The organism is Polaribacter aestuariivivens (genome assembly GCF_005885675.1).
Classification (GTDB): domain Bacteria; phylum Bacteroidota; class Bacteroidia; order Flavobacteriales; family Flavobacteriaceae; genus Polaribacter; species Polaribacter aestuariivivens.
The window spans coordinates 588,472-610,641 of the sequence record NZ_VANR01000002.1 but is presented as its reverse complement, the minus strand read 5'-3'; the positions used below and the strand labels follow the sequence as shown (position 1 = coordinate 610,641).

The window sequence follows — 22,170 nt, the reverse complement described above, 5'->3', positions numbered from 1 at the left end:
AAAATGAAAAAAGGATTTATATTCGATTTGGATGGTGTTATTGTAGACACTGCCAAATACCATTATTTAGCTTGGAAAAATTTAGCCAACGAATTAGGTTTCGAATTTACCAAAGAACAAAATGAATTATTTAAAGGCGTTAGTAGAAAACGTTGTTTAGAAATTCTGTTAGAAATTGGTAAAGTTGAAGCAACACAAGAACAATTTGATACTTGGATGATTGAGAAAAATGTCGATTATTTAAAGTATATAGAAAATATGGACGCTTCTGAAATACTACCAGACGTTCCAAAAATATTAGATTATTTAAAAGAAAGAAAACATCCAATCGCATTAGGTTCTGCGAGTAAAAATGCACAACCAATTTTAGAAAAAGTAGGATTATTATCTTATTTTGATGCAATTGTAGATGGAAACAATGTTACAAAAGCAAAACCAGACCCAGAAGTATTTCTTTTAGCTGCAGAGCAATTAGGTGTAAATTCACAAGATTGTGTGGTTTTTGAAGATGCTGTTGCGGGTGTGCAAGCTGCAAACAGTGCAAAAATGATTAGTATAGGAATTGGAGACGATAAAGTTTTATCGGAAGCAGCATATAACTTCAACGATTTCACAGAAATTGAAACCAGTTTTATACAAGATTTAATCAATAAAAATTAAAAAACAAGAAAATAAATATAAAACTCTTTATATCTTTTCTTAAAATAAAATATATAAAATGAATCAAGATTATATCATACCCAATGATTGGTCAATCATCGAAGAAGGTTTTAACCCAAAAATGGTAAAATCGTCAGAAAGTCTTTTTAGTATTGGTAATGGTGCTATGGGACAGCGTGCTAATTTTGAAGAAAATTACTCAGGTGAAACTTTTCAAGGAAGCTACATAGGAGGTGTTTATTACCCGGATAAAACACGTGTTGGTTGGTGGAAAAATGGTTATCCAGAATATTTTGCAAAAGTACTAAATGCACCAAATTGGATTGGAATTAATGTTACAATTAATGATGAAAATTTAGATTTAAATCAATGTAAATCTGTTTCAAAATTTAAAAGAGAGCTCAATATGAAAGAAGGTTGGTTGTCTCGTAGTTTTGAAGCCGAATTACAAAACGGAATTAAAATCAAGGTTGATACAAAACGTTTTTTAAGTCTAGAGTTAGATGAGGTTGGTGCTATTAATTACAATGTTACACCTTTAAATGCAAATGCCACAATAACTTATTCTCCATACATAGATGCAGGTATAACCAATGAAGATACCAATTGGGATGACCAATTCTGGGATGTTTTAGAGGTACATCAAAACAACCAGCAATCATTTATAGAAGCTCGTACAATGAAAACACATTTTTACACGTGTACTTTCATGCAATCTCGTTTATTTGTTAATGATGATGAGGTTTTAACAGATTGTAATAACTCTAAAACAGATAAAACAGCGAGTTGTTCATACACTCAAAATATTAAAAAAAATCAAACCTATAGCATTCACAAATTTGGTGGGTATGTTGTAGATAGAAATCATAATAAAAATGAACTGGTTTCAGTTGCTAAAGATATATTAGACAAAGCTGTAAGTTTTGGCTTCAATGCTTTGCTTGAAATGCAAAAGCAGTCTTGGGCACAAATCTGGAACATGTCAGATATTACTATAAAAGGTGATGTAAAAGCACAACAAGGTATCCGTTTTAATATTTTTCAATTAAATCAAACGTATTTAGGTACAGATGCAACTTTAAATATTGGACCAAAAGGATTTACAGGAGAAAAATATGGAGGAAGTACCTATTGGGATACTGAAGCCTATTGTATTCCATTTTATATGGCAACTAAAGATCAATCTGTAGCAAGAAAATTATTAGAATACAGGTATAATCATCTAGAAAAAGCAATTGAAAACGCAGCAAAACTTGGTTTTAAAAACGGAGCAGCTTTGTACCCAATGGTAACTATGAATGGTGAGGAGTGTCATAATGAATGGGAAATTACTTTTGAAGAAATTCATAGAAATGGTGCCATTGCATTTGCAATTTTTAATTATCATCGTTTTACAAACGACTATTCTTACATTCCAGAAAAAGGATTGGAAGTTTTAATAGGAATTGCTCGTTTTTGGCATCAGAGAGTAAACTTTTCTACAGATAAAAATAAATACGTAATGTTAGGTGTAACAGGACCTAACGAGTACGAAAATAACGTAAACAATAACTGGTATACAAATTACATTGCAAAATGGTGTATTGAGTATGCTTTAGAAAATATTGAAGTTGTAAAAACAGACCATATTTCAGACTATATCAGAATTAAAGAAAAAGTTGCCTTTACTGATGACGAATTGATGGGATGGAAAAAAGTGGCAGACAATATGTACTTTCCACACTCGGAAGAGCATAATGTTTTCTTACAGCAAGATGGTTTTTTAGACAAAGAATTAATAACAGTTGCAGATTTAGATAAAAGCCAAAGACCAATTAATCAAAAATGGAGTTGGGACAGGATTTTACGTTCACCATACATAAAACAAGCAGATGTTTTACAAGGTTTTTACTTTTTTGAAAATGATTTTTCTACGGAAGAATTAGAACGTCATTTCGATTTTTATGAGCCATTTACAGTTCATGAAAGCTCACTTTCACCTTGTGTACATAGTATTCAAGCTGCAAAGTTAGATAGAATGGAGCAAGCGTATACATTCTATTTAAGAACCTCTCGTTTAGATTTAGACGATTACAATCACGAGGTAGAAGAAGGTTTACATATCACTTCTATGGCAGGAACTTGGATGAGTATTGTTGAAGGTTTTGGTGGAATGAGAGTATTAAATAACACACTTTCTTTTGCTCCAAAAATACCAAAAGGATGGGAAACATATTCATTTAAGGTAAACTTCAGAAACCAAATTATTACGGTAAATGTTTCTCAAAACGGATCTGTTTTTGAAATTGATGGAAACGAAGAAATAAACATTTTAGTTAACGGGAAATTAATTACAGTTTCTCCTAATAATTTAGTAACTGTTTAATCAGAATTTAAATAAAGACCTTTCAGTTTTTCAAAACTGAAAGGTCTAAATACACAATTGATGAGAAACGTAATCTTCTTTTTTTTATTAATCGGTTTAATTTCTTGTAAAAATGAAAAAACCAAAGAAAACATCTCTAAAGTTTCTATTTCAAACACAACTTTAGAAAGAGTTGAGCCACTAAATTGGTTTATTGGTTTTAAAGACACTTCACTTCAATTATTAGTAAAAGAACCTAGTATTGGTAATTTTACACCCTCAATTTCTTATGAAGGAGTTTCCATTGAAAAAGTGCATACTGCAAAAAGTGAAAATTATTTATTTATCGATTTAAATATTGATTCATCTACAAAACCTGGCAAATTTGATATTGTATTTACTGATAAAAACGGAACAAAAAAAACACATACTTACGAACTAAAACCAAGAGAAAAATCTGCTGAAGAATATGTGGGTTTTAATAGTTCAGATGTTTTGTATTTAATTACGCCAGATCGTTTTGCAAATGGAGATTCGTCAAACGATATTGGTTCTAAAACTTCAAAAATTAATGAAACTGGAGAATCTGTTCAATTTTTAAAAGAAAATAGTATCAACAGAAATGATGATTATGCACGTCATGGAGGAGATATCAAGGGAATTACCAATCATTTAGATTATATTAATACAATGGGTTTTACTGCAATTTGGTCATCTCCGTTGTTAACAAATGACATGCCAAAACAGTCTTATCATGGTTATGCAATTACAGATTTATATGAGATAGATCCAAGATTTGGAACTCTTGCAGATTATAGAGAATTGGCAGATAAAGCCAGAGAAAAAGGTATTAAATTAATTATGGACCAAGTTGCCAATCATTGTGGTAGCGAACATTGGTGGATGAAAGATTTGCCTTTTAAAGATTGGGTAAATTATCAAGAAAATTTCGAAAATAATGGCAATTTAATTACCTCAAATCATAGAAGAACTACCAATCAAGATTTGTATGCTTCAAAAATTGATAAAAAGCAAAATGCGGATGGTTGGTTTGTTTCAACGATGCCAGATTTGAATCAAAAAAATCCATTTATGGCAAAATACATCATTCAAAATAGTATTTGGTGGATAGAAACTATTGGTTTAGGTGGAATTAGACAAGACACTTATCCTTATCCAGACAAACAATTTATGAGTGATTGGGCAGGAGCAATTATGAATGAATATCCTAATTTTTCTATTGTTGGCGAAGAATGGAGTTACAATCCTTTATTAATAGGTTATTGGCAAAAAGGTGCAAATAATAGAGATGGTTACGAATCTAATTTAACATCTTCAATGGATTTTGCAATGCAAAGAAAAGTAGTAGAAGCGTTAAATGAAGAAGAATCCTGGGACAAAGGTTTGGTAAAAATTTATGAAGGTTTGGCAAATGATTTTCATTATGCATCACCAAAAGATATTATGGTTTTTCCAGACAATCATGATATGAGTAGAATTTATACTCAATTAAATGGCGATTTTGCAAAAACACAAATGGCACTTACTACATATTTAATGATGCCAAGAACTCCGCAAATTTATTACGGAACAGAAATTTTAATGGACGATTTTAAAAAACCTGGAGATCATGGTTTAATTCGTACAGATTTCCCTGGAGGTTTTAACAATGATGAAATAAATGCATTTACAGGTGAAGGTTTAACCTCTCAGCAAAAAGAAATGCAATCTTTCTTAAAGAAATTTTTAAATTATAGAAAGGATTCAAAAGCAGTTCATGAAGGAAAAACTGTGCATTTTGCACCTTTTATGGGAACTTATTTCATGTTTAGAATTTTAAATGATGAAGTTGTTGTAAGCATTATCAATAAAAATGAAAAACCAATTACCATTGATTTAAAACGCTATGCAGAAATTGGTTTAGAAGGTAAAACATTAAAAAATATAATTACTGACGAACAATTTATTTGGGGAGATGATATTGACTTAAAACAAAAAGGAAGCATCATTTTAACCACAAAATTGAATTAACTATCGCCTTAGGCACAGTCAAAAAGGTATTAAAATTATATTGAGAAATCTTACTTATGAAAAATCTAATTACTCTTTGCTGTTTGCTTTTTATATTTTCTTGCAAAGCTCAAGATACAGCAACAAAAAAATATGCTAATATTTCTGCAACAGTTTTAGAAAAAGCAGTTTTAGCAGGTGGAAAATTAATTCGTGTAAAAGATTTTCCTTCAGAAAACATATCACCAAGACCTGTAGATGTTTGGTTACCAGAAAATTATTCATCAAAAAAAAAGTATGCAGTTTTATATATGCATGATGGACAAAACTTATTTGATGCTACAACCACTTGGAACAAACAAGAATGGATGATTGATGAGGTAGCTACCAAATTAATGAAAGAAGGAATAACTAGAGATTTTATTGTGGTGGGTATTCATAACATTCCTAAAATTCGTTGGCAAGATTTGTATCCAGAAAAAGCTATGGATTTTCTAAAAAAAGAAGACAAAGAAGCTTTGTACTCGGAAGCAGCAAAAAACAATTTTAGTACCAATTTAAAAGGTGATGAATATTTAAAATTCTTAGTTCAAGAATTAAAACCTTACATAGATGCTACCTATTCTGTATACATCAATAAAGAAAATACTTTTGTTATGGGATCTTCAATGGGTGGTTTAATGTCTATGTATGCAGTAGCAGAATATCCAGAGGTTTTTGCAGGTGCTGCTTGTGTTTCAACACATTGGGTTGGTGCTGTTCCTAAAGAAAACAACCCTTTACCAGAAGCTATCTTTAGCTATTTAGAAAACAATTTACCAGATGCAGGTTCTCATAAAATGTATTTTGATTATGGCAACCAAACATTAGATCAATTTTATCCAAAATATGCTCCCAAGGTAGATACCATTTTTAAAAAAGGAGGATATTCAGATACCAATTTTAAAAACTTATTTTTTGAAGGAACCAATCACTCTGAATTGTCATGGCAAAAAAGAGTACACATTCCATTAACCTTTTTATTGAAAAAATAATAATGAAAATAAAAATTCTTTGCTTTTTAATTTTTACATCAATATCTTTTTTTGGTCAAAATGAATCTAGGTTTTTAGAAGATTTTATAAAAAAAGAAAACAAGGTTACCATTAAAGTGAATGATGGAGTTTATCATATTACTTATTACACTCATCAAATTGTAGAAACAACATTTATTCCTAAAAATCAAAGCATTAATAAAGAGTCTCATGCTGTGGTTTTAAGTCCTGAAAAAATAAAACTTGTTGCACATACTTCTAATAATAGAACAGTGGTTATTTCTGATGGAATTTCTTTAGATATTACGCACAAACCTTTTCAAATCAGTTATTCAGACAAGCAAAATAATTTAATTACTTCAGAAAAAAGAGGCTTTTTTACTTCAAAACACAATCCGTTAGAATTTGTAAAAGGGAATTTTCCTTATGAAAAAACAGAAAAAATTGAGTTCAATTTAACTAGTGATGAAATTTTATACGGAACAGGAGCAAGAGCTTTGGGTATGAACAGACGTGGAAATCGTTTGCCACTGTATAATAGAGCTCACTATGGTTATGAAGCACATTCAGAGCTAATGAACTTTACAATTCCTTTAGTAATATCCTCAAAAAAGTACATACTTCATTTTGATAATCCGTCCATAGGATATTTAGATTTAGACAGCGAAAAAGACAATTCTTTGACATACGAAACCATTTCTGGTCGTAAAACGTATCATATTATCATTGGTAATTCTTGGGAAGAATTAATTGAAAATTACACAAATCTTACTGGAAAACAACCTTTACCTCCAAGATGGACTTTAGGAAATTTTTCAAGCAGATTTGGCTATCATTCTCAACAAGAAACCGAAAACACGATTGCTAAATTTAAGTCAGCAGAAATTCCTGTAGATGCTGTAATACTAGATTTGTATTGGTTTGGAAAAGGTATTCAAGGAACTATGGGTAATTTAGAAGTAGATAAAGACTCTTTTCCAGATATGAAAGAAATGGTTTCTCGCTTAAAAGATAAAGGTGTAAAAACAGTTTTAATTACAGAACCTTTTGTTTTATCCACTTCTAAAAAGTGGGAAGAAGCTAATAAAAAACAAGTATTAGCCAAAGATACTATTGGTAACTCTGCTAAATATGATTTTTACTTTGGAAACACAGGTATTGTAGATATTTACAAAAAAGAGGGTAGAGATTGGTTTTGGAACATCTATAAAGAAATTTTAGGTTACGGAGTAAAAGGTTTGTGGGGCGATTTAGGTGAACCAGAAGTATTACCTTCTTGGGTAAATTTTGGTGAAGATAAAAAAGCAGATGAAATTCATAATATTTATGGTCATGATTGGGCTAAATTAATTTTTGAAGGGTATCAAAAAGATTTTCCCACTGAGCGTCCTTTTATTTTAATGAGAGCAGGTTATTCTGGTTCTCAACGTTTTGGAATGATTCCTTGGTCTGGAGATGTCAGTAGAAGTTGGGGAGGTTTACAATCTCAACCAGAAATTGCGTTACAAATGGGTATGCAAGGTCTAGGCTATATGCATTCAGATTTAGGTGGTTTTGCTGGAGCAAATTTAGATGATAATTTATATGTGAGATGGTTACAGTATGGAGTTTTTCAACCCATTTTTAGACCACATGCACAAGAAGATGTTGCAAGCGAACCTGTTTTTAGAAGCGATTTTGCAAAAAAACATGCTAAAAAAGCCATTGAATTACGTTACAAAATGTTGCCTTACAATTACAACTTGGCATTTGAAAACAATCAAAAAGGAACACCCTTAATGCGTCCTATTTTCTTTGAAGAAGATGATAAAAAATTAATGACAACTTCCTCTACGTATTTATGGGGAAAAGATTTTTTAATAACTCCAATTCTAAAAGATTCCATTAAAAATACAGAAGTAGTTTTTCCAAAAAATGCGAACTGGTTTAATTTTTATTTTGATGAAGAAAAAATTGAAGGAGGGCAAACAAAAACCGTAAAAGTTAAGCAAAAAGCAATACCAACTTATGTTAGAGGAGGTGTAATTATTCCACTAACTAAAATTGTACAAACTACAGATAATTACAATGGAAATTATTTAGAACTACATTATTGGTTTGATGATAGTGTAAAAGAATCTGAAAGAACAATGTATAATGATGATGGTTTAACAGCAAATGCTTTTGAAAATGGAGCATATGAATTACTAGAGTTTGAAGCTGAAATCGAAAAAAAATATTTAGAAATAGATTTAGAGGCTGAATTTGGTAAAAACTGGAAATCAACAGAAAAAGAAGTTGTTTTAGTACTTCACAATATCAATTGGAAACCAAAAAGAGTAAAAGTTGACAGTAAAAGAAAAAGAATTGATGTAGCTAATAATACATTAAAAATTCCTGTGAAATGGAATACCGAAAAAGAATTAAAAATAAAAATATCATTAAAATAGCAATCAATTATGAGGAAAATTTATGGTTTAGTTTCAGCTTTAGTTTTATCAATAAGTATTGGTTGTTCATCTGAAAAAAAGATAGAAAAGAATAAAATGCAAGAGGATAATCATAAGAAAACTGTTGTTTATCAGGTGTTCACTCGTTTGTTTGGTAACACAAATGCAACCAACAAACCTTGGGGAACTATTGAAGAAAATGGAGTAGGGAAGTTTAACGATTTTACAGACAAAGCTCTCAAAGAAATTAAAGATTTAGGAGTAACACACATTTGGTATACAGGTGTTCCTCATCATGACGTAATTCATGATTATACAAAATATGGAATTTCAAATGATGATCCAGATGTGGTTAAGGGTAGAGCAGGTTCACCTTATGCTGTAAAAGATTATTACAATGTAAATCCAGATTTGGCTGTAAATGTAGAGAATAGATTAGAAGAATTTGAAGCTTTAATTAATCGTTCACATAAAGCCAATTTAAAAGTAATTATAGATATTGTACCAAATCACGTGGCTCGTAATTACCAAAGTGTAACAAACCCTAAAGGAACAAAAGATTTTGGTGCAGATGATGATACATTAGTAGCTTATCATGTAAACAATAACTTTTATTATGTGCCTAATACACCTTTTGAAGTACCTGATTTTTTAAACGGATACAAACCTTTAGGTGGAGAAAATCATCCACTTTCTGATGATAAGTTTGATGAGAATCCTGCAAAATGGACAGGAAATGGTGCACGTTCACCAAAACCTAGTTTTTACGATTGGTACGAAACTGTAAAAGTAAATTATGGTATTTCACCTGAAGGAAAAAAAGACTTTGATGAACTTCCAAAAGGATTTGAAAACGAAGATTACAAAAAACATTTTGAATTTTGGAAAGACAAAATAGTCCCTAATTCTTGGATAAAATTTAGAGACATTGCTTTGTATTGGTTAAAAAAAGGAGTAGATGGTTTTAGATATGATATGGCAGAAATGGTACCTGTTGAGTTTTGGAGTTATTTAAACTCAAATATCAAAATGAAAAATCCAAATGCTTTTTTATTAGCAGAAGTGTACAATCCAAAAGAATATAGGAATTATATCAAAAAAGGAAAGATGGATTATTTGTATGATAAAGTTGAGTTGTATGATACCATAAAGCATGTAATGCAAGGTCATGGTTTAACAGATAACATTCCATCAATTCAAGAAGGTTTAAAAGATATTGAGCATCATATGTTACACTTCTTAGAAAACCATGATGAACAAAGAATTGCAAGTCCAGAATTTGCAGGAGATGCAAATAAAGCAAAACCAGCAATGGTGGTTTCTGCAACCATTTCTACTGCACCAACAATGGTTTATTTTGGTCAAGAGTTAGGAGAAGATGGTTCTGAGGATGCAGGTTTTGGTAGTCCTTCTAGAACCTCAATTTTTGATTATGTAGGAGTACCAGCATTTCAAAGATGGGTAAATGATAAAAAATTTGATGGAGGTCAATCTACTAAAGAAGAACTTAAGTTAAGAGATTTCTATAAACGTTTATTAAATTTTACAATTTCTTCTGATGCTTTAATGGGTGAATATGCAGATATACATCAATACAACAGGCAAAAAACATTAAACTATAATCAAAAAGTATTGTCTTTTGCACGTTGGTCAGAAAATGAAAAACTCATTGTTATTTCTAATTTTGATGCAATTGGTAATCATAGATTTGTATTAGAAATTCCTGCTGAGGTTATTAAAAAAATGAAAATAAAAGATGGTAATTATATGATGTTAGATCAATTATATCAGCAAAAATCTTTCAAATTAACAGTTAGAGATAACATAGGATTATTAACAGTACAATTAGCACCATTAGAATCTTATATTTTAAAACTTCAATAAAAAATCAAACCATGAAAAATATATTTTTATTATTTGTTTTTGCAACAATTATTAGTTGTAACGAAAAATCGTCAGACAAAAAAACTGAGAGTGAAACTAAAAAAGAATTTGTCTGGGAAGGTGCAAATGTGTATTTCTTACTCACAGATCGTTTTAATAATGGAGATACAACAAACGACCTTAACTTTGATAGAACAAGAGAAACAGGTGTTTTACGTGGATTTGAGGGTGGAGATATCAAAGGAATTACTCAAAAAGTTAAAGAAGGGTATTTTACAGATTTAGGCATCAATGCCATTTGGATGACACCTATAGTAGAACAAATTCATGGAGGAACAGATGAAGGAACAGGAGTTACTTATGGTTTTCATGGATATTGGACCAAAGATTGGACTAGTGTAGATCCTAATTTTGGTACCAAAGCAGATATCAAAGAATTGGTAGATGAAGCTCATAAAAGAGGAATCAGAATTTTATTAGATGCTGTAATTAATCATACAGGTCCTGTTACAGAAAAAGACCCTGTTTGGCCAGAAAGTTGGGTAAGAACAGAGCCACAATGTCAATATTCAAATTACGAGAATACAATAACTTGTACTTTAGTTAAAAATTTACCAGATATTAAAACAGAAAGTAACGAAAATGTGGAATTGCCTCCACAATTAGTTGCAAAATGGAAAGCAGAAGGACGTTATGAACAAGAAGTTAAAGAATTAGATGAATTCTTTAAAAGAACGGGTTATCCAAGAGCGCCTCGTTTTTACATCATAAAGTGGTTAACAGATTATATTACAGAATTTGGTATTGATGGTTATAGGGTTGATACAGTGAAACATACTGAGGAAACTGTTTGGCAAGAATTTAGAACAGAATGTGACTATGCTTTTGAGCAATACAAGAAAAATAATCCAGAAAAAGTTTTAGATGAAAATGATTTTTATTTAGTTGGTGAAGTGTATAATTATGCAATTTCTCATGGAAAAGCTTTTGATATGGGAGACAAGAAAATAAACTATTTTGATAAGGCTTTTGATGCACTAATCAATTTTGAGATAAAGTGGAATGCAAAACAATTGGAACAAAGTCAAGTTTTTGAACGTTACGATTCTATTTTACAAAACAATTTAAAAGACTATAGTGTTTTAAATTATATGACATCTCATGATGATGGTCAGCCTTTTGATAAGGAAAGAGGTATGCCATTTAAAACAGCAACCATGTTAATGTTAACTCCTGGAGCTTCACAAGTGTATTATGGAGATGAAACAGCAAGAGATTTAACTATTGAAGGCGCAGTTGGTGATGCAACTTTACGTTCTTTTATGAATTGGGACAAGCTTAAAAATGATGAGTTGACTCAGAAAATTCATAAACATTGGCAAAAATTAGGACAATTTAGAGCAAATCATCCAGCAGTTGGTGCAGGTAAACATACTAAATTAGAACATTACAGAGGACTTATTTTTTCAAGAGTATACAAAGAAGATAAAGTATTAATTGGTTTAGAGGTAAGTGCTTCAGAGCAATATGTTAATGTTTCTTCAGTTTTTAATGATGGAGATTTGTTAAGAGACGCTTATTCTAAACAACAGTATGTGGTAAAAAACGGACAAATATTGGTAAAATTAGGAGATGCTAATATCTTCTTATTAGAAAAAATATAATTATGAAGAAGTTAATAGTTTTAGTTTTTAGTTTATCAACATTACTATCTTGTAGCGTTGCTTCATCAGGAGTATCATCTCCAAATGAAAATATAAAAGTCAATTTTCACTTAAATGAAATTGGTAAATTCTTTTATACAATTACTTATAAAAACAAAGCTATTATTGATACTTCATTTGTTGGGTTTGAGCTTACAAACGCTCCAAATTTAACCAAAGGTTTTATTGCGAAAGTTAGAAAACCAGAAGAAGTAAGCGAAACTTGGCAAATGCCTTGGGGAGAGCAATTAAACGTTGTAAATCATTATAATGAGGTTTTAATAGAACTACAAGAAAGAGACAGTTTACAAAGAAAAATAAATCTTGTTTTTAGAGTTTTTAATGATGGAGTTGGGTTTCGATACGAATTTCCAGAACAAGAAAATCTAAAAACAGCATTTATTAAAGAAGAGCATACTGAATTCAATTTAACCAAAGATTATAAAACATTTTGGATTCCTGGAGATTGGGATATTTATGAGCATTTGTATAGTACAACAAAACTATCAGGAATCGATGCAAAATCTTACATCCCAAAAACCAATTTAGCACAATCTTATATTCCAGATAATGCAGTAAATACACCAGTTACTTTAGTTGGTGATGATGGATTGCATTTAAGTTTTCATGAAGCAGCCTTAGTAGATTACTCTGGTATGACTTTAAAGGTTGATACTCAAAACCTTTCTTTTAAAAGTCAATTGGTGGGTTCAGAAAATACAGACTATAAAGTGAAAAGAGAATTACCTTTTCATACACCTTGGAGAACTATTCAAATTACAGATAATGCACCTGATTTAATTACATCAAACTTAATTGTTAACCTAAATGAACCAAATAAATTAGGAGATGTTTCTTGGTTTACTCCATTGAAATATACAGGCGTTTGGTGGGAAATGCACTTAGGTAAATCTTCATGGGATTATGGAATGGAAATGGTTGATGGTACATGGAAAGATACAGGAAAAGCACATGGTAAACATGGAGCTACAACTGAAAATGTAAAACGATTTATTGATTTTTCAGCAAAAAATAATATTGGAGGTGTTTTAGTAGAAGGTTGGAATACTGGTTGGGAAAGATGGATTGGATTTGAAGATAGAGAAGGCGTATTTGATTTTGTAACTCCATATCCAGATTACGATTTAGAAGAAGTAACTGAATACGCAAAAGAAAAAGGTATTCAAATTATCATGCATCATGAAACATCTGCTGCAACAGAAACCTATGAAAAACAACAAGATACTGCTTATGCTTTAATGCAGAAATACGGTATGCATGCTGTAAAATCTGGTTATGTAGGTAAAATTTTACCAAAAGGCGAATATCATCATGGACAGTATATGGTGAATCAATACAATAGTGCAGCAATAAAAGCTGCTAAATATCAAGTAGCTGTAAATGCTCATGAACCAATTAAAGCAACAGGTTTACGTAGAACATATCCAAATATAATTTCAAGAGAAGGCTTAAGAGGACAAGAATTTAATGCGTGGTCTGGAGATGGGGGTAATCCTCCTGAACATCTACCAATTGTTGCCTTTACAAGAATGTTAGCAGGTCCAATAGATTTTACTCCAGGTATTTTTAATATAAAATTTGACAAATATCGAAAAGATAATCAAGTAAATACAACTCTTGCGCAACAATTAGCTTTGTATGTAGTAATTTATAGCCCTGTACAAATGGCTGCAGATTTGGTAGAGCATTATGAAGCAAATCCAGCACCTTTACAATTTATAAAAGATGTAGGTGTAGATTGGTCTGAAACTAAAGTTTTAAATGGTGAAGTAGGTGATTTTGTAACCATTGCAAGAAAAGAAAGAAAAACCGAGAATTGGTTTTTAGGCAGTATAACTGATGAAAATGCAAGAGAAATTGAAGTGAATTTTAATTTTTTAGATGCAAATACTACTTATGAAGCTAAAATATATAAAGATGGAAAAAATGCTCACTGGAATGATAATCCTTTAGATTTAGAAATAGAAACTATAGAAATTACTAAACAAGACAAACAAATCTTTAGCTTAAAAGCAGGAGGTGGTCTAGCAATTAGTATTAAGAAAAAAAATTAATCCTTAGTTACTTTGTTGTATTCATTAATCATAAAATACGCCCAAATAATAACGCACAAACCAACGAAAATAGAAAAATATAAAACAATATTATCTGCGCTCACGATTTATAAGTTTTAAGTAAATCATTACGCCTAATAAAGTTGGAGCCCAAAGTCCAAGAAAAATACCATGTAATTTATTACCAGTTAAAAAAAGATATTCTGCAACAAGTATAATTAAAATGCACAGAAGTAGCATAAGAAAGTTGGAAGTTCCAATTTTTTTAATAAAATTCATTCAGTAAAAATATTTTTTTAAATGTACTTATAATTTTTTCATTATAAAATTTTATTTTTATTTGCCTACAAGTTAAAATTAGGTTTTTAAATATGTTCTTTGTAATTTCATCATATTAAAAACCATACAATTCTTTTCCGTTTATATTTACTTAATTGTTTTACAGGTTTTTATGTTTTATTTAAACCAAACATTTATATAAATGAACTCTTTAAAGCAATTTTTATCACTGTGTGTTTTTTTATTAATAACACAAATTTTTGTTTGTCAAGAAATATCTCCAATAAAAAACTTTACTACAGAAGATTACAAAGCACAAAATCAAAATTGGGGAATTGCACAATCTAAAGACAATTTAATTTACGTTGCAAATAATGCAGGTCTTTTGGAGTATAATGGAGAGCATTGGCAACTGTATTCTCATTTTCCAAATCCAGCATTAAGATCTGTTCAAATTAAAGAAGATATAATTTATACAGGTTCTTTTATGGATTTTGGCTTCTGGAAAAAAAACAACAAAGGCTTATTAGAATATACATCTATAGTTGAAAAATTTCAAATTAAATTAAAAGAAGGAGAAGAGTTTTGGGAAGTAAACTTTTATCAAAATTGGATACTTTTTCAATCTAAGACAAGAATATACTTTGTTAATATTGTTTCTAAAGAAATTAAAATCATAGATTCTGAGAATATAATTTCTGATCTTTTTGTGTTAAATGACAAAATATTTTTCCAAAAGAAAAATGTAGGCTTATTTACACTAGAAAATGGTGAAGAAAAATTACTTTCTGATGCACTTTTTTTTAAGGAAAATAAAATTATTAACTGTTTTTATGAGCGCAAAGAACTTGTTTTTTTATCTGAAGAAAATGGCTTTGTAACTTTAAAAGAAAATGGTGTAAAACAAATACAGTCAGATTTAGATACCAACAATTTTTCCATTTTTACCGCAATTCAGCTTTCAGATAAAAGCTTTGCAATTGGCACAATTTCTAACGGAATTATTTTTATGAATTCTAAAAAAGAAATTACATCAGTTATAAACCAAAAAAATGGCTTGAGTAATAACACAGCACTTTCGTTATTTCAAGACAATGCAAATAATGTATGGGTTGGTTCAGATAATGGAATTAATTTTATAAATATATCATCTGCATTTAAAATTTTTGAAGACGATGATGGTTCTTTAGGTACTATTTATACTTCTTTGTTTTTTGAAAATGTTTTGTATTTGGGTACAAACCAAGGATTGTTTTACAAAAACGAAAACAAAAAATATACATTAATAAAAGGAACAGAAGGTCAAGTTTGGTTTCTAAAAGAAATTGACGGAAATATTTTCTGCGGACATGATAAAGGAACATTTATCATAAAGAATAAAAATATTGTTAATGCTTTAACAGATGCAGTAGGAACTTGGAGTATTAAAAAAGTACCAAATAAAAGCTCTTTATTAATTCAAGGAAATTATCAAGGAGTATCTATTCTAAAAAAACAAAATGGAATTTGGCAGTTCAAAAATAAAATTAGTGGTTTTAATTTTTCAAGCAGGTTTTTTGAGTTTTATGATGATAAATTATATGTAAATCACGAAACAAAAGGGTTTTACGAGTTAAGTATTAATGAGGATTACAACAAAATTCTAAACAAAAAGCAAATAGAAGTTCCAAGAGAAGGTTATGGATCTAATGTTTTTTCTTTTGGTAATAATTTATTTTATTCGTCTTCTTCTGGAATATTCAAAAAACAAACAAATGGAAATTTTGTAAGAGATACTCTTTTTACAAACATTTTAAAAAACACAAAAAATTTATCAACTATAAAAAAGCTTCCTTTTAAAAACAACGTTTTATATAGTTTTTCAAATAACAATATCATATTTATAACATCAAATACAATAAGTTTAAATCCGCAAATTAAAAAAGTACCAGTTTCAGGATCTATTAGAAACAACGTTTTAGGGTTTGAAAACTTAACTCCAATTAATGAAGATGTTTATTTAATAGGAACTTCCCACGGATATTTACTGTTTGACGATTCTGTTGAACAAACCAATGAAAATGTTTCTATATCATTCCAATCTGTAGTAGTTAATAAAATAGACGATTTAAAAATTAATTTGGTATTAAATGAGAAGGCTGTTTTAGAAAATAAACAAAACAACATACAGTTTACTTTTAGCATTTCTAAATACAATAAAATTATTAAAAATGAATATCGGTATCAATTAGAAGGCTTATCTCAAAACTGGTCAAGTTGGAGCGAGAATTCTACACAATTATTTGAAAATTTACCTTATGGCGATTATAAATTCAATGTGAGAGGAAAGTATGGAAACATAGTTACAGACGTAGAATCATTTTATTTCTCGATACAAAGACCTTATTACCTAAGTAATTTATTCGTTATTTTTTATCTTTTATGTATCAGTTTTATAATTTTATTAATAAATATTTATTACAAAAGAAGGTATAAAAGAAGAAATTCGCTCTTATTGGAAAAGGCTAAAAAAGAATTAGAATTAAAGGAATTAGAAAGTACTCAGAAAATCATGAAACTTAATAATGAGAAATTAAGAAATGATATAGAAAGTAAAAACAGAGAATTAGCAACCTCAACAATGAGTATTATAAAAAAGAATGATTTTTTAAATACCATAAAAACCGAATTAATTGAAGGAGGTCAAAGAAACATTACCAAAGTCGTTAAAATTATTGACGATAATTTAAATAATACGGATGATTGGAAAATGTTTCAAGAGGCATTTAACAATGCTGATAAAAAATTCTTAGATAAAATTAAAGCAAAGCATCCAGAACTAACACCAAACGACTTAAGACTCTGTGCTTATTTACGTTTAAATTTATCTTCTAAAGAAATTGCACCACTTTTAAATATTTCTCCTAGAAGTGTTGAGGTTAAAAGATATAGGCTAAGAAAAAAAATGAATTTAGATCACAATGCCAACTTAACAAATTATATTTTGGAAATTTAGCACCTTATCAGTACTTATTTTCACCTATACATTACCACAACATTGCTGTTTTATTGGCTTTTAAAGAAAAAATAAATCTCTTTATTAATAGGCTTAAACGTTATTTATTTCTTAAAATATTGCTGTGTATGTTTTTTGTTGTGGCTAATTTTATGTATTTAATAATAATTAGGCTGTAAATTTATCAAAAATTAAAACTCTTTAAATTCATGAGAAAACAAATCACATTATTACTCTTAATTTTTATAGGTTTTTGTGCAACTGCGCAAACTGTTAATGTAAAAGGAGTAGTTAAAGACTCTTCAACTGGAGATTTACTTCCAGGAGTAAGTATCATAATCAAAGGAACAAATAAAGGAACACAAACTGATTTTGATGGAGCTTACAGCTTAACAAATGTAAATACTGGTGCTATTTTAGTATTTAGATATTTAGGTTATAAGCAAAATGAAGTTGTAGTAAATAGTACTACAATAAATGTTTCTTTAGATGTTGAAGCACAAGCTTTAGACGAAATTGTTGTAATTGGTTACGGTACACAACGTAAAAAAGAAGTAACTGGTGCAGTTTCTGTAGTTTCTAGTGCTACAATTGAAGACTTAAAACCTACAAGAATAGAGCAAGCACTTCAAGGGCAAGTTGCTGGTGTGAACATTACTCAAAACTCTGGTTCTCCTGGAGCTGGTTCTAATATTAGAATTAGAGGTGTTTCTACAAATGGAGATAGTAGACCTTTAATTTTTTTAGATGGAAGAGTTATTGAAGATTTAAGTGTAGTAAACCCTTCAGATATTGAGTCTATCAATATTCTAAAAGATGCTGCAGCTGGTATTTACGGAGTTCGTGCAGCAAATGGAGTTATTTTGGTAACCACAAAATCTGGTAGAAAAAATACTGATTTTAGATCTACATTAAACATGTCTGTAGGTTTTCAACAAACAACAAGAGAAATTCCTTTATTAAATGCAACAGAATATGCTTTGTTAGCAAATGAAGCTTTTGCTGCAAACGGTGAAGCTTTACCATTTTCTAATATTAGCAGTTTAGGGCAAGGTACAAATTGGCAAGATCAGGTTTTTGAAACTGCTCCAATGTATGCTATAGACTATACTTTAAATAGAGGAACTGAAAAATCTACATATTCATTAGGTTTATCAGTTTTAGATCAAGACGGAATTGTAGGTGGAGGAAAATCAAATTTCAACAGAAGAAATATTAGATTTAATTTTGATACAGACATTACAGATAATTTAAAACTAAGTTCATCAACGATTTATACAAATACAAATAAGAAGAATTTAATAGAAAATACTTTAGGTTCAGTATTATTTAATGCTGCAAATATGCCTCCAACAACTCCTGTGTTTACAAATGGTGATTTCTCACAACCACCAGCTATAGGAACAGGTATAGAAGTAGCAAACCCATTAGCTCAAATAAGTAATGCAGAAAATAGAACAACAGTAAATAAAATTTCAGGAAGTTATGGTTTAAACTATACATTCTTAGATTATTTTTCTGCAGAAACAAGGTTTCAGGCTAATTATGCAGTTTCTAGTGCAAAAACATTTAACCAATTATATAACTATGGGAATGGAAACGTTTTTAATGTAGATATACCAAATCTTGTAGATTTTGAACAAAGTTTTTACGATTATACTTTTGATACTTTTTTCAAGTACGAAAGAGTTTATAATGATGTTCACGATGTAAAAGCAATGATAGGAACATCCGTTTTTAAAACTACAGGTAGGTTTAATAGAATACTTACAAGCAGTGCAACAGGAACAAGTTTAAGCAATGTTGTTACAAATGGAACAATTGCAAATGGTGATGGTTTAGAAATTTTTAAAAATAATAATAACGGTTCAAACCTAAGTTTCGATAGTCGTTTATTATCTTACTTTGCAAGATTACAATATGGTTACGATAATAAATATTTAGTTTCTGCAGTAATAAGAAGAGATGGTTCATCTAATTTTGGTCCAGAGAATAAATTTGGATTTTTCCCAACAGCATCTGTTGGTTGGGTTGCTTCTGAAGAAGATTTCTTAAAAGATTCAGAAATGTTAAACTTCTTAAAATTCAGAGCAAGTTATGGTATTATTGGTAATGATAGAATTCCAGGTTTTAGATTTATATCTGTACTAAATGGAGAAGCTGAATATGTTTTTGATGATACACTAGTACAAGGTACTGCAATTGGTCCTATTTCAAATCCAGAAATAAAATGGGAACAACAAATACCATTAGATATTGGGGTTGATTTAGAATTATTCAATAAAGTAAATATTACGATGGATTATTTTAAGAAAACCACTAAAGACCTTTTAGTTCAAGCGCAAACATCTGGTATTATTGGTGTTTCTGCACCAGGTTCTTCAGTGCCAGTTATTAACGCAGGAACTGTAGAAAATAATGGTTTTGAATTTTCAATAGGTTATAAAGAAATCATCTCAGAAGATTTTAACTTTAATGTAAACTACAACTTTACAACTTTAAATAATGAAGTTACTTTCGTTGGAAACTCAACAGGAATTATTGAAGGAGGAAGTTTTGGAGTAGGTCAAGAACCACCATCAAGAATGGAAGCAGGTTTTCCTATAGGATATTTCTACGGATATAAAACTGATGGATTATTTCAAACACAAGCAGAAGTAAATGCTCACGCTCCTCAAACAAATGCATCTCCTGGAGACATTCGTTTTGTAGATGTAAATGAAGACGGAGTAATTAATGCAGATGATAGAACTTACATAGGTGATCCAATTGCAGATGTAACTATGGGATTAAACTTCTCGTTCAATTATAAAAGATTAGACTTTAATGCTTACGCATTTGCTTCAATTGGTAATGAAATTGTAAGAAATTACGAAAGAAACCTACCATTAACAAACAGACCAACTTATTATTTAGATAGATGGACAGGCCCTGGAACAAGCAACTCTTTTCCAAGAGTTACAACAGGAGCTACTGGTAACGCTTTATTTTCTGACTTTTATGTAGAAGATGGTTCTTTTTTAAGATTACAAAGTGTTCAGTTAGGTTATAGTTTAGGAAATGAAACGTTAGAAAAATTAGATTTTGATAAAGTAAGATTTTACTTATCTGCAAGTAATTTATTTACACTTACTAAATATAGAGGTTATGACCCAACTACATCAAATGGAGCACCAATTGGTGGAGGTATAGATCAAGGTTTTTATCCAAATCCAAAAACCTTTTTATTAGGTATAAATGTTAATTTTTAATACAAAAAAGATGAAAAAAATAAACATAAAAATATATACAGTATTAATTTTACTAGTAACAATAAGTTACTCTTGTAGTGATGATTTTGTAGATGTAAAATCACCTTCAGATAACTCAGAAGATTTTTTCAATACTCAAGAAGATTATGAAAATGCACTAATTGGTGCTTACGATTTATTGCAAACTACTTACTTAAATGTTCTTTTAGGCGAAATTGCTTCAGACAATACATTGGCTGGAGGAGAAAGCGCAACAGACGTTTTAGGAATCCAAGAAGTAGATGATATGACACATACTCCTTTAAATGCTCAATTAAGAGACATTTGGGGATGGATGTTCTCAGGAGTAAACAGAGCAAATTATATTTTAGAATTTCAAGATAATATAGATTTTTCTGGAAAAGATCAAATCATCGCGCAAGCAAGATTTTTAAGAGCTTACTATTATTTTGAGTTGGTAAAATGGTTTGGCGATGTTCCTTTAGCTGTAGATAAAAGATTATTATTTGGTGATCAATTTGAAGTAGATAGAACTCCGAAAGCAGAAATATATGAACAAATAGAAAAAGATTTAATGTTTGCCGCTGCAACTTTACCATACATTCAAGCAGAAACAGGTAGAATCACAAAAGGTGCAGCTCAAGCTTTATTAGGTAAAGCATACTTATATCAAAATAAATTTGATAAAGCTGCAGATGTTTTAGAAGATTTAATTTCAAACGGACCACATGCTTTGGTAACAGACGCTACAAAATTCATGAACTTGTTCGAAAATGAAAATGAAAACAGTATAGAGTCTGTATTTGAGGTACAATATACAGAAACTCAAGGAGCAGGTTTTGGATGTTTACAATGTAGTGAAGGAAATGTAGCTGTTGGTTTTAGTGGAGTTAGAGGTTATAACGGACCAGATTTTTCATCAGGTTTCAGTTTTAATGTTCCTGTACAAGAATTAGTAGATGCATTTGAAATGGGAGATAGAAGAATAGATATTACAATTTTAGATATTGAAGCTTGGTCTCAACAAACTGGTGCAACTTTCGAAAAAGGATATGAGCACACAGGATATTTTAACAGAAAATACTTACCAAGAACAAGAAGCGCTGAAGCTCAGGGAGACAGAAATTTAACAAACCCTAATAATTACAGAGCAATTCGTTTTTCAGATGTTTTATTAATGGCTGCAGAAGCATTTAATAAAAGTACAACACCAAATGACGTTAAAGCACAAGGATATTTAAACCTTGTTAGACAACGTGCTTTCGGTGATATGTTGCACAATGTTTCTTCAACTGGAGCAAACTTAACAGAAGACATTTATAAGGAAAGAAGAGTAGAGTTAGCAGGAGAAGGACATCGTTTTTTCGATTTAGTTAGAACTGGTAGAGCTGCTCAAGAAATAAACGGTTTTGTAACCGGAAAACATGAAGTATTTCCAATTCCAGCAATCGAAATTCAGTTAGCTGGAAATAGATGGGCTCAAAATCCTAATTACTAAAAAATTAA

Annotated in this window: 11 protein-coding genes; all 11 read left to right on the top strand. The window is 30.0% G+C overall.

All coding sequences use genetic code 11. From position 1 onward, the window contains the following. The first annotated feature begins 3 nt into the window (after positions 1 to 3). The 11 genes from pgmB (at position 4) to FDT66_RS05960 (ending at position 22,162) form a co-directional block, all read left to right on the top strand. The gene (gene pgmB, locus FDT66_RS06015) at positions 4 to 660 is read left to right on the top strand and encodes a beta-phosphoglucomutase (protein WP_138535243.1); all 657 of its coding nucleotides are present in this window, start codon (positions 4 to 6) and stop codon (positions 658 to 660) included. Positions 661 to 718: 58 nt separating this feature from the next. Further along, positions 719 to 3,025 (top strand): glycoside hydrolase family 65 protein, encoded by a 2,307-nt coding sequence (locus FDT66_RS06010; RefSeq protein WP_138535242.1) that lies wholly within the window; start codon positions 719 to 721, stop codon positions 3,023 to 3,025. 60 nt (positions 3,026 to 3,085) lie between these two features. Next, on the top strand, positions 3,086 to 5,035 hold the full coding sequence (locus FDT66_RS06005; protein ID WP_138535241.1) for a glycoside hydrolase family 13 protein: 1,950 nt from the start codon (positions 3,086 to 3,088) through the stop codon (positions 5,033 to 5,035). A gap of 56 nt (positions 5,036 to 5,091) precedes the next feature. Then, positions 5,092 to 6,048, top strand: coding sequence for an alpha/beta hydrolase (locus FDT66_RS06000; RefSeq protein ID WP_138535240.1), 957 nt, complete (start codon positions 5,092 to 5,094; stop codon positions 6,046 to 6,048). 2 nt (positions 6,049 to 6,050) lie between these two features. Continuing rightward, complete coding sequence (locus tag FDT66_RS05995; protein ID WP_138535239.1) at positions 6,051 to 8,477, top strand: glycoside hydrolase family 31 protein; 2,427 nt, start codon at positions 6,051 to 6,053, stop codon at positions 8,475 to 8,477. Positions 8,478 to 8,486: 9 nt separating this feature from the next. Continuing rightward, complete coding sequence (locus tag FDT66_RS05990; RefSeq protein ID WP_138535238.1) at positions 8,487 to 10,361, top strand: alpha-amylase family protein; 1,875 nt, start codon at positions 8,487 to 8,489, stop codon at positions 10,359 to 10,361. Positions 10,362 to 10,372: 11 nt separating this feature from the next. After that, the gene (locus tag FDT66_RS05985) at positions 10,373 to 12,025 is read left to right on the top strand and encodes an alpha-amylase family glycosyl hydrolase (RefSeq protein ID WP_138535237.1); all 1,653 of its coding nucleotides are present in this window, start codon (positions 10,373 to 10,375) and stop codon (positions 12,023 to 12,025) included. 2 nt (positions 12,026 to 12,027) lie between these two features. Beyond that, positions 12,028 to 14,139 carry a glycoside hydrolase family 97 protein gene (locus FDT66_RS05980; protein ID WP_138535236.1) on the top strand — a complete coding sequence of 704 codons (2,112 nt, stop codon included), beginning with the start codon at positions 12,028 to 12,030 and terminating at the stop codon, positions 14,137 to 14,139. Between the two features lie 481 nt (positions 14,140 to 14,620). Further along, entirely contained in the window at positions 14,621 to 17,413 is a 2,793-nt protein-coding gene (locus FDT66_RS05970; RefSeq protein WP_138535234.1) for a helix-turn-helix and ligand-binding sensor domain-containing protein, read from the top strand. Between the two features lie 209 nt (positions 17,414 to 17,622). After that, complete coding sequence (locus tag FDT66_RS05965) at positions 17,623 to 20,664, top strand: SusC/RagA family TonB-linked outer membrane protein (RefSeq protein WP_138535233.1); 3,042 nt, start codon at positions 17,623 to 17,625, stop codon at positions 20,662 to 20,664. 10 nt (positions 20,665 to 20,674) lie between these two features. Then, positions 20,675 to 22,162, top strand: coding sequence for a RagB/SusD family nutrient uptake outer membrane protein (locus FDT66_RS05960; protein WP_138535232.1), 1,488 nt, complete (start codon positions 20,675 to 20,677; stop codon positions 22,160 to 22,162). The last annotated feature ends 8 nt before the right edge of the window (positions 22,163 to 22,170 follow it).

Excerpts from the sequence above, each read along its gene's own strand:
- FDT66_RS05965 (WP_138535233.1), top strand. The coding sequence starts at position 17,623 with ATGAGAAAACAAATCACATTATTACTCTTAATTTTTATAGGTTTTTGT.
- FDT66_RS05970 (WP_138535234.1), top strand. The coding sequence starts at position 14,621 with ATGAACTCTTTAAAGCAATTTTTATCACTGTGTGTTTTTTTATTAATA.
- FDT66_RS06010 (WP_138535242.1), top strand. The coding sequence starts at position 719 with ATGAATCAAGATTATATCATACCCAATGATTGGTCAATCATCGAAGAA.
- FDT66_RS05995 (WP_138535239.1), top strand. The coding sequence starts at position 6,051 with ATGAAAATAAAAATTCTTTGCTTTTTAATTTTTACATCAATATCTTTT.
- FDT66_RS05985 (WP_138535237.1), top strand. The coding sequence starts at position 10,373 with ATGAAAAATATATTTTTATTATTTGTTTTTGCAACAATTATTAGTTGT.
- FDT66_RS06000 (WP_138535240.1), top strand. The coding sequence starts at position 5,092 with ATGAAAAATCTAATTACTCTTTGCTGTTTGCTTTTTATATTTTCTTGC.
- FDT66_RS05990 (WP_138535238.1), top strand. The coding sequence starts at position 8,487 with ATGAGGAAAATTTATGGTTTAGTTTCAGCTTTAGTTTTATCAATAAGT.
- FDT66_RS05960 (WP_138535232.1), top strand. The coding sequence starts at position 20,675 with ATGAAAAAAATAAACATAAAAATATATACAGTATTAATTTTACTAGTA.
- pgmB (WP_138535243.1), top strand. The coding sequence starts at position 4 with ATGAAAAAAGGATTTATATTCGATTTGGATGGTGTTATTGTAGACACT.
- FDT66_RS05980 (WP_138535236.1), top strand. The coding sequence starts at position 12,028 with ATGAAGAAGTTAATAGTTTTAGTTTTTAGTTTATCAACATTACTATCT.
- FDT66_RS06005 (WP_138535241.1), top strand. The coding sequence starts at position 3,086 with ATGAGAAACGTAATCTTCTTTTTTTTATTAATCGGTTTAATTTCTTGT.